Genomic DNA, 13,898 nt, shown 5'->3' with positions numbered 1-13,898 from the left:
TCTCAGCCCAGCCAACTGCGCAGGGCCTGGGTCACGCGCCCGGGCTGCTCCAGTGTGCTCAGGTGGCCGCAATCGGCGAAGACCTCGAGCCGCGCACCGGGCACCAGCGCCGCCATCTCCTCGTGCAGCGCCGGTGGCGTGAGCAGGTCCTGCGCGCCGCAGGCCACCAAGGTGGGACAGCCCACGTGCGCCAGCGCAGCGCGCGCGTCGGGCCGGCCGATGATGGCCTCCTGCTGCCGCGCGAAGGCCGCGGCGCCCACGTTCCAGGCCATGCTGCGCACCGTGGCGCGCAGCGCCGCATGCCTGGGCGCCTGCGGCCACACCAGGCGCGGCAGCAGTGCATCGGCCACCGCGCCCAGGCCCTCGGTCTGGCTGCGCGCCACGAGTTCGCGGCGCGCGGTGCTGGCAGCGGGTGCATCGGCCACGGCATTGGTGTCGAGCAGGGCCAGGTGCGTGACGCGCTGCGGCGCCTGGCGCTGGATGGCCATGGCGATGTAGCCGCCCATGGACAGGCCGGCCAGCGCAAAGCGCTCGAATGGGCAGTCGGCGAGCACGGCGCGCGCCAGCGCCTCGACGCTGGCGTGCTGTGTGGGTGCGGGCACCCAGGCGTCGGCGATGTCGGCAAGCCCTTCGACCTGCGGCGCCCAGAGCAGGGCGTCGCAGAGCAGTCCGGGGACGAGGACGAGGGGGCGTGGTGCAGAGGTGGTCATGGAGACAGTATGGCGCGCTCCGCGCCAGCATGCCCCTCAGTCCAGCGTGGGCGCTTTGCGATGCTGTGTCGCGCTCTCGTAGCCATACGCGTAGGCCAGCAGCTCCGCTTCGCTCCACTGCTTGCCGACGAACAGCAGCCCGAACGGCGCGCCCGAGGCGTAGTAGCCGGCCGGCACCGTCACGGCCGGCAGGCCGGCGATGTTGATCTCGCCCACCGTGGTCTCCTGGATGGTGCCGGTCTTGTTCAGCGGCAACTCTTCGCGCATCTGCGGAAACACCAGTCCGTCGAGTTGGTGCCTGGCGAACACGGCGTCGACGATGCGCAGGTAGGCCGCCTTCAGCGCGATGAAGTCCGACAGGTCCGGCGGCGTGGCCGGTGCCGCGAGGCTGGCCTTGAACTGCGGCAGGTTGTGCAGGTAGCTCAACACGCCGCCGGGACCGAAAGCCGACTGCTGGGCCGTGGCTTCGGCGAAGGCCGCGAAGCTCTTGAGCGCTGCGTTCGGGCCCAGGCGCTCCAGGTACTTCTGCAGGTCGTAGGGCACGGACTCCATGCCGCGTGCGTCGAAGTTGGGCAGCGGCGTGGTGGGCTGGCGCAGCGCCGCGAAGCCGGTGCCCTGGAACGGGTCGTCGATGAGGATGGCGCCTTGCGCCTTCAGCTCCTCGGCAGCACGGTCGTAGAGCTTCTGTGCCTCGGCCGACAGCGGCTGCGCACGCCAGCCCGGCCCGTACAGGCCCAGCCGCACGCCCTTGAGCGCGTCCTTGTGCAGCTTGGCCGTGTAGCCGTTCACAGGCGTCTTGCCCACGCCGGCCAGTGTCTTCGGGTCTTCGGCCGAGTAGCCCGCCAGCACATCCAGGCACAGCGCGGCATCGCGCACGCAGCGCGCGATCGGGCCGACCACGTCGCGGTTGCCCGACAGCGGCATCACGCCCGCGTTGGGCACCAGGCCGATGGTCGGCTTGATGCCGACCAGGTCCTGCGCCGAGGCCGGGTTCTGGATCGAGCCGCCGGTTTCTTCCGCCAGGCCCAGCACCGCCATGCTGGCACCCACGGCGGCGGCCGTGCCGGCGCTGCTGCCGCCTGGCACGCGCTCGGGCACCACCACGTTCAGTGTCGGCCCAGCCCAGCTGTCGTCGGCGTGCGTGCCGGTGTGGCTCAGCACCGGCACGTTGGTCTTGCCCAGGATCACGGCGCCGGCCGCGCGCATGCGCGCGACCACGGGTGCGTCGGTGGAGGGCATCAGGTCCACACCGCCAGTCTTGCTGTGCAGCAGCGACCAGCCGGCCGTGGTCGGGAAGCCGACCATGTCCATCGGGTCCTTCACGACCACGGGCACGCCGGCCAACGGGCCGAGTGCTTCGCCGGCCGCACGGCGCCGGTCGATGGCGCGGGCGTCGTCCAGCGCCTGCCCGTTCAGGAAGATGATGGCGTTGTAGCGCGGGTTGTGCGTCTCGATCTGGCGCAGGCAGGCCTGGGCCAGGCTCTCGGCGGTGAAGGCGCCGGTGCGAAAGCCCTCCTGCACCGCCTCCACGGTCAAGGTGGTCAGGTCGACGGCGGTGGGCTGTGTTGCGGTCGTGTGCATGGGGAACTCCTGGTTGAAAGCGGTTGCTTCCGGCGCGCGACGCGCCGGGCCCGTGGTTGAAGAACGTTGGGGAAAAAAGCGTGGTCAGAACGTCATGTGCCGGTCGACCACGGCGTCGGTCAGCTCCGCGATGGGACCGCTCTGCACGATCGATCCCTTCTCGAACATCGCGAAGTGGCTGGCCACGCGGCGGACGAAGTCGATGTTCTGCTCGACCAGCACCATGGTCAGGCCGAACTCGCGGTTCAAGCGCGTGATGGCGGCCTCGATCTCCTCGACCACCGAGGGCTGGATGCCCTCGTTCGGCTCGTCGAGCAGCATGACCTTGGGGCGCGCCGCCAGCGCGCGGGCCAGCGCCAGCTGCTGCTGCTGGCCGCCCGACAGCACGCCGCCGGGCCGCTGCAGGTTGGCTGCGAGGTAGGGAAACAGCTCCAGTGCCAATGGCGGGATCGCGCGCGGGCCGCGGCCCGCGAAGGCGCCCATCAGGATGTTCTGCTGCACGCTGAAGTCCGCGATGATCTCGCGCCCCTGCGGCACGTAGGCGATGCCGGCGCGCGCGCGCTGGTGCGTGGGCAGGCCGTCGATGCGGCTGCCCTCCAGTGCGATCGCGCCGGTGGACTGCACCATGCTGCCCATCAGCGTGCGCAGCAGCGTGGTCTTGCCCATGCCGTTGCGCCCGAGGATGGCGGTGACCTGGCCGGCCGGGATGTGCAGGCTCACGTCCTGCAGCGCGTGGCTGCGACCGTAGTAGCTGTTGACGTCGGTGAGCTTCAGCATGATGCGGCGATTCCATGGGAGCCGAGGTAGGCTTGGCGGACCTTGGGGTCGCGTTCGATCTCGGCGACGCTGCCTTCGGCCAGCACCTTGCCCAGGTGCAGCACGGTGATGCGCTCGGCGATGTCGCGCACGAAGGCCATGTCGTGTTCCACCACCAGGATGGTCTGGCGCCCGCGCAGCGCCATCAGGATCTGCGCGGTCTTGCGCGTCTCGGCCTGCGTCATGCCGGCGGTCGGCTCGTCGAGCAGGATCACCTGGGGCTTCTGCGCGGTCAGCAGGCCCAGCTCCAGCCACTGGGTCTGGCCATGGCTGAGGTCGGCGGCCTGGCGGTGCTGCACGTCCTGCAGGCCGATCAGCGCGAGGATCTCGTCCACGCCGCTCTCCGCCGCGCGGCCGAAGCCCCAGCGCAGGTTGCGCAGGATGGAGGGCTCGCGCGTGGCCGCCACGCAGAGGTTCTGCCGCACCGTGAGTTCGCGGAACACGCTGGGGATCTGGAACTTGCGGCCGATGCCGGCACGGGCCACGCGGTACTCGGGCCAGTTGGTGATGTCCTTGCCGTGCAGCACCACTTGGCCCTGCGTGCTGCGCGTCTTGCCGGAGATCAGGTCCATCAGCGTGGTCTTGCCGGCGCCGTTGGCGCCCAGCAGCACGCGCAGCTCGCCCTCGGCCACCTGCAGCGAGACACCGTCCACCGCCTTGAAGCCGCCGAAGCTGACGCCCAGCGCTTTCAACTCCAATGCGATGGTCGTCATTTCGCACCCCGCAGTGCCTGCCGGTCCAGCAGGTCGTGCACCCAGCCGGCCATGCCTCTGGGCAGGTACAGCACCACGAGCACGAAGGCGAGCCCGACGATCACGCGCCAGGCCTCGACCAGTGCCTGCGTCTCGCTGGCCGTGGATTCCAGCATGTTGATGAGGATCGCGCCCACGCAGGCCCCGAGCAGCGAGCCGCGCCCACCCACCGCGGCCCACACCACCATGGTGATGGAGAAGGCCAGGTCCATGAAGGTGGGCGAGGCGAACTCGGCCACCACCACGTAGAGCATGCCCGCCAGCGCCGCGATGCCGGCCGACAGCGCGAAGAAGAAGGTCTGGTAGTGCGCCACGTCGAAGCCCAGGTAGCGTGCGCGCTGCGGATCGCCCGCCGTGGCGCGCAGGATCAGCCCGGCGCGCGTGGCCAGCAGCAGCCGCGCACCCACCAGCACCAGCGCCAGCAGGGCCGCGATCAGGTAGTAGGTGCCGACGCCGTAGGGGTCGAACTCGAAGCCGCCGACCTTGAGCCAGGCCAGGTCCGACAAGCCGTTGAAGCCGTTCGTGAGCGGTTGCGCATCGACCAGCAGCAGGCGCACCAGCAGCACCAGCGCGAGCGTGATGATGGAGACGAACACGCCGGCGATGCGCTTGCGGAACACCACCAGCCCCAGCAGGAAGGCCACCAGCACCGGCAGCAGCACGCCCATCAGGATGCCGAAGCTCTGGTAGCGGAACGGCGACCACAGGAATGCGCCGCTGTTGATGCAGCACAGGTCGATCACCGCGCCGGGCTCGGCGTTGGACAGCATGAAGTCGGGCACCGGCCCGTTGCCGCCGTGCTGCAGGCTGGCGGGGCTGGCCATCTTGAGCGACATGGCCAGCATGTAGGCACCGATGCCGAAGAACAGCCCCTGCCCCAGGTTGAGGATGCCGGCATGGCCCCAGCACATCGCGATGGCGACGCCCAGCATGCCGTAGACCAGGTACTTGGCGAGCCGGTTGAGCCAGAAGCCATCGAGCACCGCGGGCGCCAGGGCCACGAGCGCGAGGAAGACCGCATAGGCGGCGACGGTCGCGCGCCTGTCCAGAGTGGAATGCATGGCTCAGCGCCCCTTGAAAGAGAACAGGCCTTGCGGGCGCACGACGATGAGCAGGATCACGAGGCCGAACATCACGGCGCGCGCCACGATGTCGTTGGCCATGGCGGCGACGACGCCGTTGATCTCGCCCAGGCCGATGGCGGTGACCACGGCGCCGAGCAGGCTGCCGACACCGCCCGCGACGACCACGAGGAAGCTGTCGACGACGAGCGATGTGCCCATGTCCGGCGAGACGGTCTTGAAGCCCGCCACCAGCACGCCCGTGATGCCGGCCAGGCCGGCGCCGAACGCGAAGGTCCAGGCGTTGACGCGCTCCACGTCGATGCCGCAGGCCGCGGCCATGCGCGGGTTGCGGATGATGGCGCGCACCTGCATGCCCATGCTGGTGCGGTACAGCAGGAACCAGGTGGCCAGCGTGAGCACCAGGGTGGCCGCGACGATGAAGGCGCGGTAGGCGTTGATGGACACCCCCCCGATCAGGAACGCGCCCTGCAGTTCCACGGGCACCGGCATGTTCTGCAGCCCCGGGCCCAGGCCCTGGATGTGGATGCCGAAGAACGACAGCCCACCTTCCAGACGCACGGCCTGCTGCACGAGGATGGCCACGCCCCAGGTGGCCAGCAGCGTGTCGCCCAGGCGGCCGTAGAGCCGGCGCACCACGCAGCGTTCGATCAACAGTCCCAGCAGCGCCGTGACCACGAAGGCGATCGGGATCGCCGCGTACAGGCCCCAGCCCAGCCAGATCTGCGTCATCACGGCGGCATAGGCGCCGACCATGACCATCTCGCCGTGGGCCATGTTCACCACGCCCATGGCACCGTAGATGATGACCAGGCCGAGCGAGGCCAGCAGGAGGATCGAGCCCACGCTCAGGCCGATCAGGAGTACATCCATCATGAAGGGGTTCCTTGGAGGACGCGGCCCACCCCGGCGTTTCTCGCCGTCCGTGGTGGGCCGGGCAAACTGCTTAGACCTTGACCTGCGCCGCGCCCTTGCGCGTGCACATCACGTTGGCGTCGGTCTCGCCGTAGGCGAAGTAGGGCAGCGGGCGGATCGGCTGGGCGCCGGCGTCCACCACCTTGGCCTGGCCGTCGGCCTGCCACTGGCCCACGCGCGGCGTCATCCAGACGTGCAGGCTCTCGGGGTCGATGCGCACCTTGCCGCCCGGGGCGTCGTAGCTCTGGCCGCCGATGTTGGCGCGGATGGCGTCGGCCGTGGTGGCCTTGCCGGCCTCGACCGCCTGCTTCCACAGGAACACCTGGAAGTACGCGGCCTCCAGCGAGTGGTATGTCACGGCCTTGGGGTCGTTCACGAACTTGCGGTAGCGCTCGATGAAGGACTTGTTGGCCGGGGTGTCGATCGACATGAAATAGGGCACCGAGATGTAGCTGCCGGCCGCGTACTCGGCGCCCATGGCGGCGACCTCGATCTCGCTGGTCACGGTGGCGCAGATCGGCACGGCGGCCTGTGACATGCCCTGGTTCTTGTACTCGCGGTAGAAGGCCACGAGCGAGTCGCCGACCACGTTGGACAGCACCACGTCGGCGCCCGACTCCTTGATCTTGCGGACCATGCTGGCCCATTCGGAGTGGCCCAGTTCCAGGTATTCGTCGGCCACCCAGCTGGCGCCCGAGGCCTCGATCAGCTTCTTGCTGACCTTGGACATCTCGCGCGGGTAGACGTAGTTGGAGCCGACGATGAAGAACTTCTTCTTGCCCAGCTTCTGCACGATCCACGGGATGTAGTTGCCCAGCTGCTGGTTGGCCACTGCGCCGCTGTAGACCACGTTCTTGGAGCACTCGAAGCCTTCGTAGTGCGTCTGGTAGAACAGCATGGCGTTGCGGCGCTCGAACACCGGCAGCACGGCCTTGCGGCTCGCGGAGGTGTGGCAGCCGAACACGGTCTCGATGCGGTCGCGCGTGACCAGCTTGGAGGCCTTCTCGTTGAAGGTCTTGGGGTCGGAGGCACCGTCCTCCAGCACCACCTCGACCTGCTTGCCGAGCACGCCGCCGGCGGCGTTGATCTCGGACACCGCCAGGCGCACGGCGTTGGCCAGCATCTTCTCGACGATGGACAGGCCACCGGTCTGCGAATAGAGCGCACCGACCTTGATGCTGTCGGCGGCCAGGGCCGAGCGCATCCAGGCGGGCGATGCGACGGCGGCGACCGAGGCGGCGGAAGAGACGAGGAGACGGCGGCGTGTGGAAGTCAGCATGGCGGAACCCTTAAGACGTGTGGCCACGCGGCATGCGCGGCCCATGGTGGAAAAACCCGTGTCAAGCGAAACCAGCCGACGGCACTGTCGAGCGCAGGCAAAAAAAAACCCACGTCGCAGCGTGGGCTGCGATGTGGGCTCCATTGCCAGGGTCCAGACAACACACATGGTTGCCGGGATGAACCGCACCAGGCCTGACGGATCAAGGGGGGTGCGGCCGCTGCATCTGCGAGTTTCGCGGAAGCAGCGAGCGGAATCTTATCTGCATTAGCCGGAGGTGTGCAACAAAGTTTCCATGTTGATGATGGAGCTGGCGATCTGCTCCATCGACAGCCGCTTGGCCATGGCCTGCGCGCGGATGGCCTGGTAGGCATCGCCCTCGCTGATGCCCTTGGACGCCATCAGGATGGTCTTGGCGCGGCTCATGGCCTGGTCGCTCGCGATCTTGCGGCGCAGCTTGCGGTTCTCCTTCAGCAGGGTCTGCCGCTCCGCCCAGATGCTGCGCGCCGCGACTAGGCTGGCCAGCAGGCCGAAAGGCTTGATGGGCTTTTGCACCACGGCGACGGCACCGCTTTCCAGCACCAGCTGCAGCGTGGTCGGGTCCTCGTAGTTGACGATGGCGATCACCGTCGGCTCCGGCTTGGCCAGCGACTTGAGCAGCACTTCCGTGGCATGCCGGCCTTCGCCTTCGATCAGCAGGAACAGCACGTCGGCGTTCGAGGCCAGGGCCTCGGGCACGGGCCAGACCATGCTGACCATGCAGCCCACGCGGCGCAGGTGGCTGACCAGCGCATCGCCTTCCTCGTCGGGCGGATGGACGACGACGACCTTCAATTCCGGCAGTTGGCGCAGCAGCGAGATGGACATGGGAGGCTCCGATCACTCCAGGCGGCCGGCGAGCGGGTCGAACCGGCTCTCGTACATGTAGGGGTCGGGCTTGACGCGCACCTCGGGGTCGTCGACGACGCGGAACTGGCCGCTGTCGTCGACCCGGGCCACGCGCGGCCACAGGTAGGTGTGGTGGTTTTCCTTGTCGATGCGCACGCGGCCCTGCGGCGCATCGAACTCGTGCTCGTGCAGGTGCGGCAGCATCGCGTCGAGCCGGTCGTCGCCGGCGCGCTCCAGCGTCTGCGCGTAGAGCTTCACCTGGAAATAGGCCGCCTCGGCGTTGGCGGTGATCGGCAGGTCCGGGCCGAAGCGCTTGCGCCAGGCCGCGAAGAACCTAAGGTTCGCCGGCGTCTGCAGCGTCGAGAAGTAGGGCGCAGCCGTGATGCTGCCGCGCGCCGCTTCCACCGACATCTGCGCGATCTCCGCTTCCTGTGTGGACTGGCTCGCGATCGGGTGCGTGCGCTGGTCGTAGCCGGCCTCGCGGTAGGCGGTGTAGAAGCGCGCGATGCCGTCGCCCACCACGGTGGAGTAGATGGCGTCGGGCCGCGCAGCCCGGATGCGGCGCAGCACCTTGGCCATGTCGATGTCGGCCACGCGCAGCGGCACGTACATCTCGTCCAGCACCTCGCCGCCGGCCTGGCGGAACAGGTCCGCGATGATGCGGTTGGACTCGTAGGGGTAGACGTAGTCCGAGCCGATCAGGAACAGCCGCTTGCCGAAATGGCGCGTGAGGTAGCGCACCAGCTGCACCGAGTTCTGGTTGGGCGCCGCGCCGGTGTAGACGCAGTTGGGCGAGTACTCGAAGCCTTCGTACAGCGTGGGATAGAACAGCAGCGCACGGTGCGCCTCGACCACCGGCAGCAGCGCCTTGCGCGTACTCGACATGTGCCCGCCGAAGACCACGCGCACGCCATCCTGGTCGCACAGCTGCTTGGCCAGTTCGCCGTAGCGCTTGGGCCGCGATTCGGGGTCGTGCAGCACCGGTTCGATCGGGCGGCCGAGCACGCCGCCTTCGGCGTTGATCTCTTCGATGGCCAGCAGCGTTGCGGCCTGCTGCGTGCGCTCCACCGCGGCAGTGACCCCGGTGGTGGAGAACAGCACGCCGACGCGCCAGGTTCGTTCTGTGGGTGTGCTCACGTGCTGCTCTCCAAATGAAAAAAGCTCCCAACGGCCACGTGGTGGGCCGTTGGGAGCTTCACTGCTCCGAAGTCATGGGGGACGAAGCGGTGCAGGCACCGCGGTCCGGCGCCACTTTAACAGCGTCACGGGGAAAACCCGAAGCCCTCCGTCGGACCATCGGCGGCGCCCCACACCTGCTCCAGCGCCCGCCATGCCGCCTGGACCACCGCATCGCCCTGCCGTGGGGCCAGGCAGACGAACTGCAGTTCGCAGGGAATGCGCACGCGGTCGGCCACGGCCAGGCCATGCGTCTGGCTCTCGCGGATCGCGATCGCATCGCGCACCAGCGACAGGCCCACGCCGGACTTGATGAGGTCCAGCATCGAGGCCTCCTGGTCCACCAGTGCCGCGCGCCGTGGCGCCAGGCCGCGCGGGCCGAACACGCCCTGCAGCAGCCGGTGGTGGGCCGATTCGGGCGGAGTCTCCAGCCAGGGCAGGGTGGCGAGCGCTTCCCAGTCGCGCCCGGCCACCTGCGGCCCCCAGCCGGCGGGCGCCACCACGCGGTAGTCGAAGCGCGTGAGCGTGCGCCCGGCCAGCTGCAAGGCTTCGGTCGCGGCGAGGCTGGGGCTCAGGTAGAAGCACACGTCGAGCTGCCCCTGCTGCAGCTGCGCCAGCACGCTGCCGCTGATGCCGTGGCGCAGCTCGGTGGCGATCTGCGGCGCCGCGCGCACCAGCGCGCCGAGCCAGTCGCCCAGGCGCAGAAACGAGGGGTCGAGGATGGTGCCGATGCGCAGCAGGCCGCGCGCGCTGCCGTGCAGTCGCTCCACGCCGCGCGCGAAGTCATCGGCCGCGGCCAGCGTGCGTTCGGCCAGTTGCAGCAGCGCCGCGCCGTCGGCCGACAGCGCCATGCCGTGCGCTCCGCGCTGGAACAGTTCCAGCCCGCTGGCCTCGGCCAGCTTCTTGAGCTGCAGGCTCAGCGCCGGCTGCGTGCGGTGCAGCCGCGCGGCCGCGCGCGAGACGCTGCCTTCGTGCGCGACGGTGACGAAGGCGCGCAGCAGGTGCAGGTCGAGCAGGGCGGGGTTCATATTTGCGCTGCTTATACCAGTAGGGGTCAGAACTCATTGGCTTCGCTGGTGCGTGCAGGCGACACTCGCGCCCCCAGGGAGACACCAGCATGAGCGGCAGCAATACCTTCGACCACATCGTCATCGGCGCGGGCACGGCCGGCAGCCTGATGGCCAACCGCCTGAGCCAGGACCCGCGCAGGCGCGTGCTGCTGATCGAGGCCGGCGGCCGCGACGATTACCACTGGATCCACATCCCGGTGGGCTACCTCTACTGCATCGGCAACCCGCGCACCGACTGGCTCTACCAGACCGAACCCGATGCCGGGCTGAACGGCCGCACGCTGCGCTATCCGCGCGGCAAGACCCTGGGCGGCTGCTCGTCCATCAACGGCATGATCTACATGCGCGGCCAGGCGCGCGACTACGCCAGCTGGGCTGCGGCCACGGGCGACGACACCTGGCAGTGGGAGAACGTGCTGCCGGCCTTCAAGCAGCACGAGGACCACTACCTGGGCGACGCGGCGCAAGCCGGCGCACGCGACGCCGACTTCTCGGCCTACCACGGCCACGGCGGCGAGTGGCGTGTGGAGAAGCAGCGCCTGCGCTGGGACATCCTCGACGCGTTCGCGCAGGCCGCGCAGCAGGCCGGCGTGCCGCACAGCACCGACTTCAACCGCGGCGACAACGAAGGCGTGGGCTATTTCCAGGTGAACCAGAAGGCAGGTTGGCGCTGGAACACGGCCAAGGCCTTCCTGCGCCCGACCTGCTACGGCCGCCCCAACTTCGAGCTGTGGACCGGTGGCCAGGTGGCGCGGCTGCTGCTCGAGCGCCAGGCCGACGGCAGCCAACGCTGCACCGGGGCCGAGGTCTGGACCGGTGGAGAGCTGGTCACCGTGCGCGCCACCGGCGAAGTGCTGCTGTGCGCCGGCGCCGTCGGCTCGCCGCAGATCCTGCAGCTCTCGGGCATCGGCCCGGGCACGTTGCTGCAGCAGCACGGCATCGCGGTGCAGGCCGACCTGCCCGGCGTGGGCGAGAACCTGCAGGACCACCTGCAGATCCGCGCCGTCTACAAGATCTCGGGCGCGCCCACGCTCAACGTGCTGGCCTCCTCGCTCGCGGGCAAGGCCCGCATCGGCCTGCAGTACCTGCTCTCGCGCAGCGGGCCCATGAGCATGGCACCCTCTCAGCTGGGCGCCTTCACGCGCAGCGACCCGGGCCGGCCGCACGCCAACATCCAGTACCACGTGCAGCCGCTCTCGCTGGATGCCTTCGGCGAGCCGCTGCACAGCTTTCCGGCCTTCACCGCGAGCGTGTGCAACCTCAACCCCACGAGCCGCGGCAGCATCCGCATCAAGAGCCCGCGCTTCGGCGACGCGCCGGCCATCGCTCCCAATTACCTGAGCACCGACGCCGACCGCCAGGTGGCGGCCGATTCGCTGCGCGTCACGCGCCGCATCGCGGCCCAGCCCGCGCTGGCGCCGTTCCGGCCCGAGGAGTTCAAGCCGGGCCCGCAATACCAGAGCGACCAAGACCTCGCGCGCCTGGCCGGCGACATCGCCACCACCATCTTCCACCCCGTGGGCACCACGGCCATGGGCCGCGACGGTGACCCCCGGGCCGTGCTGGACAGCCGGCTGCGGGTGCGCGATGGCCGGGGCGGCGTGATCGCCGGCCTGCGCGTGGTGGACGCGGGTGCCATGCCCACCATCACCAGTGGCAACACCAACAGTCCGACCTTGATGATGGCCGAGAAGGCAGCGGCCTGGGTGCTGGCCGACGCGTCGGCGTAGGCTCAGTGCGCGGCCTCGCGCGCGCCGCGCCGCACCGCTTGCGGCGGTGTGCCGAAGCCGCGCAAGAACGCTTCGCGCAAGTGGCGGCGGTCGCGGAAGCCCGTCTCGCGTGCCACCACGTCGAGCGGATGGCGGCCCTGCTCGACCATCAGGCGCGCAGCCTCCAGCCGCAGTCCCTCGACCGCCTTGGCCGGTGACTGCCCGGTCTCCGCCGTGAACACGCGGCTGAACTGGCGTGGGCTCAGGTGCGCGGCCTCGGCCAGCTCCTCCACGCTCAGTGGGCCCGCCAGGTTGCGGCGCGCATGCTCCAGCGCCTGCTGGATGCGGTCGGATTTGGGCGCGAGCTTGAGCATCTCGGAATGCTGCGATTGCCCACCCGCGCGGCGCTGGTGCATGACCAGCCCGTGCGCCACGGCGCGCGCGGCCTCGGCGCCCATGTCCTTCTCCACCAGGCCCAGCGCCAGGTCGAACTCGGCTGTCATGCCGGCCGAGGTCCAGACGGGGCCGTCGGCGATGTAGATGCGGTCGGGCTCGACCTGGATGTCGGGATGGCGCTGCTGCATGGCCTCGGCATGGGCCCAGTGCGTGGTGGCCCGCCGGCCCGCCAGCAGGCCGGCATCGGCCAGCACGAAGGCGCCGGTGCACAGCCCGACGGTGCGGCGCGCCTGCGCGCCGAGTTTGCGCACCAGGCGCAGCAGCTCCGGTGGTGCGGGGGCGGCCAGCGGATTGACCACACCTACCACCATCCAGGTGTCGGCCCTGCTGCGCGCCGTGAGCGCGCGCGTCTGTACCGACGCGCCGAACGATGCATGCACCGCGCCACCGCCGAGCGCGTAGTTGTCCACGGCATAGAAGGGCTCGCCGGCCACCAGGTTGGCGAACTCGAACACGGCCTGGGTGCCCAGGGCGATGACCTGGAAGCCGGGCGGCAGCACGTAGCCGATGCGGTGCATGAAGAGGTCTTTCGTCGATGTCTTGAAAACGCACTATATACGTCATTTACGCCACACGCCGCGCGGCGCAACATCCGTCCCATACCCACTTGCACGCGACGGAGCGACACATGACCCCCATCCACCAGGGCACGGCCCTCATCACCGGCGCGTCCACCGGCATCGGCGCGCTGTACGCCGAGCGCCTGGCGCAGCGCGGCTACGACCTGGTGCTGGTCGCCCGCGACCGCGAGCGCCTGAACGCGCTGGCGCGGGACATCAGCACGCGCACCGGCCGCGCGGTCGAGGTGTTCCCGGCCGACCTGAACGACGCCGCCGCGCTGGCCCGCGTGGAGGCCAAGCTGCGGCAGGACGCCAGCATCACGCTACTGGTCAACAACGCCGGCATCGGCACGCACACGCCGCTGCTGCAGAGCGACGTGGAGGCGATGACGCGCATGATCGCGCTCAATGTCACCGCCCTCACGCGTCTGACCTATGCGGCAGTGCCCGGCTTCGTCGCGCGCGGCCACGGCGCCCTCATCAACATCTCGTCCATCGTCGCGGTGTCGCCGGAGACGCTGAACGGCGTGTACGGCGGCAGCAAGTCCTTCGTACTGGCCTTCAGCCAGTCGCTGCAGCACGAGCTGGCCGGCAAGGGCGTCCATGTGCAGGCCGTGTTGCCCGGCGCCACCGCCACCGATTTCTGGGCCACCGGCGGCCTGCCGGTGGAGCATCTGGATGCCGCCATCGTGATGCGCGCCGAAGACCTGGTCGACGCCGCGTTGCTGGGTTTCGACCGCGGCGAGCGCGTGACCATCCCATCGCTGCACCAGGCCGAGGAGTGGGACGCCTTCGAGGCTGCGCGCCGCGCCATGGCGGCCCATCTGTCCACCAACACCCCCGCGCCGCGCTACCGCGCCACGCACTGAGTTGCACCGAACGGGGTCGCCTGAACCCCTCACCT

Annotated in this window: 13 protein-coding genes; 2 read left to right on the top strand and 11 right to left on the bottom strand. The window is 69.7% G+C overall.

The annotated features are described in order from the left end of the window. Window positions 1-2 precede the first annotated feature (2 nt). The 10 genes from ASF45_RS07055 to ASF45_RS07010 all read right to left on the bottom strand — a co-directional run bounded on the left by ASF45_RS07055 (window position 3) and on the right by ASF45_RS07010 (window position 10,227). Window positions 3-710, bottom strand: coding sequence for an alpha/beta fold hydrolase (locus ASF45_RS07055; protein WP_056659216.1), 708 nt, complete (start codon window positions 708-710; stop codon window positions 3-5). Window positions 711-746: 36 nt separating this feature from the next. Continuing rightward, window positions 747-2,291, bottom strand: a complete 1,545-nt coding sequence (locus ASF45_RS07050) for an amidase (RefSeq protein WP_056659213.1) — start codon at window positions 2,289-2,291, stop codon at window positions 747-749. Between the two features lie 84 nt (window positions 2,292-2,375). Beyond that, on the bottom strand, window positions 2,376-3,068 hold the full coding sequence (urtE, locus tag ASF45_RS07045) for an urea ABC transporter ATP-binding subunit UrtE (protein WP_056659210.1): 693 nt from the start codon (window positions 3,066-3,068) through the stop codon (window positions 2,376-2,378). Beyond that, complete coding sequence (gene urtD / locus ASF45_RS07040) at window positions 3,062-3,820, bottom strand: urea ABC transporter ATP-binding protein UrtD (RefSeq protein ID WP_056659207.1); 759 nt, start codon at window positions 3,818-3,820, stop codon at window positions 3,062-3,064. Before urtD ends, urtE begins: the two co-directional genes overlap by 7 nt. Next, complete coding sequence (urtC, locus tag ASF45_RS07035) at window positions 3,817-4,920, bottom strand: urea ABC transporter permease subunit UrtC (protein WP_056659205.1); 1,104 nt, start codon at window positions 4,918-4,920, stop codon at window positions 3,817-3,819. The genes urtD and urtC overlap by 4 nt, the downstream gene beginning before the upstream one ends. Window positions 4,921-4,923: 3 nt before the next feature. Next, on the bottom strand, window positions 4,924-5,817 hold the full coding sequence (gene urtB / locus ASF45_RS07030; RefSeq protein WP_056659202.1) for an urea ABC transporter permease subunit UrtB: 894 nt from the start codon (window positions 5,815-5,817) through the stop codon (window positions 4,924-4,926). A 70-nt stretch (window positions 5,818-5,887) separates the two neighbouring features. Further along, window positions 5,888-7,135 (bottom strand): transporter substrate-binding domain-containing protein, encoded by a 1,248-nt coding sequence (locus ASF45_RS07025; RefSeq protein ID WP_056659198.1) that lies wholly within the window; start codon window positions 7,133-7,135, stop codon window positions 5,888-5,890. Between the two features lie 267 nt (window positions 7,136-7,402). Continuing rightward, window positions 7,403-8,002 (bottom strand): ANTAR domain-containing response regulator, encoded by a 600-nt coding sequence (locus tag ASF45_RS07020; protein WP_056659195.1) that lies wholly within the window; start codon window positions 8,000-8,002, stop codon window positions 7,403-7,405. Window positions 8,003-8,014: 12 nt separating this feature from the next. Next, complete coding sequence (locus tag ASF45_RS07015) at window positions 8,015-9,160, bottom strand: transporter substrate-binding domain-containing protein (protein ID WP_056659192.1); 1,146 nt, start codon at window positions 9,158-9,160, stop codon at window positions 8,015-8,017. Window positions 9,161-9,285: 125 nt separating this feature from the next. Further along, window positions 9,286-10,227 (bottom strand): LysR family transcriptional regulator, encoded by a 942-nt coding sequence (locus ASF45_RS07010; RefSeq protein WP_056659189.1) that lies wholly within the window; start codon window positions 10,225-10,227, stop codon window positions 9,286-9,288. Between the two features lie 89 nt (window positions 10,228-10,316). On the opposite strand from ASF45_RS07010, the gene ASF45_RS07005 reads away from it, so the two are divergent. Then, window positions 10,317-11,999: a GMC family oxidoreductase gene (locus ASF45_RS07005; protein ID WP_056659187.1), complete on the top strand. Its 1,683-nt coding sequence runs from the start codon at window positions 10,317-10,319 to the stop codon at window positions 11,997-11,999. A 2-nt stretch (window positions 12,000-12,001) separates the two neighbouring features. Here ASF45_RS07005 and ASF45_RS07000 read toward each other — a convergent pair whose 3' ends face one another. Beyond that, a complete protein-coding gene (locus tag ASF45_RS07000) occupies window positions 12,002-12,952 on the bottom strand; it encodes a GlxA family transcriptional regulator (protein ID WP_056659184.1) in 951 nt (316 codons plus the stop codon). A gap of 110 nt (window positions 12,953-13,062) precedes the next feature. Between ASF45_RS07000 and ASF45_RS06995 the strand changes: the two genes are divergently transcribed. Further along, a complete protein-coding gene (locus ASF45_RS06995; protein WP_056659181.1) occupies window positions 13,063-13,863 on the top strand; it encodes an SDR family oxidoreductase in 801 nt (266 codons plus the stop codon). The last annotated feature ends 35 nt before the right edge of the window (window positions 13,864-13,898 follow it).

The sequence above is a fragment of the Pseudorhodoferax sp. Leaf265 genome (assembly GCF_001422365.1).
Classification (GTDB): Bacteria; Pseudomonadota; Gammaproteobacteria; order Burkholderiales; family Burkholderiaceae_C; genus Pseudorhodoferax.
This window is presented reverse-complemented; position numbering and strand designations above follow the sequence as displayed.

Excerpts from the sequence above, each read along its gene's own strand:
- urtC (WP_056659205.1), bottom strand. The coding sequence starts at position 4,920 with ATGCATTCCACTCTGGACAGGCGCGCGACCGTCGCCGCCTATGCGGTC.
- urtB (WP_056659202.1), bottom strand. The coding sequence starts at position 5,817 with ATGATGGATGTACTCCTGATCGGCCTGAGCGTGGGCTCGATCCTCCTG.
- ASF45_RS07010 (WP_056659189.1), bottom strand. The coding sequence starts at position 10,227 with ATGAACCCCGCCCTGCTCGACCTGCACCTGCTGCGCGCCTTCGTCACC.
- ASF45_RS07025 (WP_056659198.1), bottom strand. The coding sequence starts at position 7,135 with ATGCTGACTTCCACACGCCGCCGTCTCCTCGTCTCTTCCGCCGCCTCG.
- urtD (WP_056659207.1), bottom strand. The coding sequence starts at position 3,820 with ATGACGACCATCGCATTGGAGTTGAAAGCGCTGGGCGTCAGCTTCGGC.
- ASF45_RS07020 (WP_056659195.1), bottom strand. The coding sequence starts at position 8,002 with ATGTCCATCTCGCTGCTGCGCCAACTGCCGGAATTGAAGGTCGTCGTC.
- urtE (WP_056659210.1), bottom strand. The coding sequence starts at position 3,068 with ATGCTGAAGCTCACCGACGTCAACAGCTACTACGGTCGCAGCCACGCG.
- ASF45_RS07005 (WP_056659187.1), top strand. The coding sequence starts at position 10,317 with ATGAGCGGCAGCAATACCTTCGACCACATCGTCATCGGCGCGGGCACG.
- ASF45_RS06995 (WP_056659181.1), top strand. The coding sequence starts at position 13,063 with ATGACCCCCATCCACCAGGGCACGGCCCTCATCACCGGCGCGTCCACC.
- ASF45_RS07000 (WP_056659184.1), bottom strand. The coding sequence starts at position 12,952 with ATGCACCGCATCGGCTACGTGCTGCCGCCCGGCTTCCAGGTCATCGCC.
- ASF45_RS07055 (WP_056659216.1), bottom strand. The coding sequence starts at position 710 with ATGACCACCTCTGCACCACGCCCCCTCGTCCTCGTCCCCGGACTGCTC.
- ASF45_RS07050 (WP_056659213.1), bottom strand. The coding sequence starts at position 2,291 with ATGCACACGACCGCAACACAGCCCACCGCCGTCGACCTGACCACCTTG.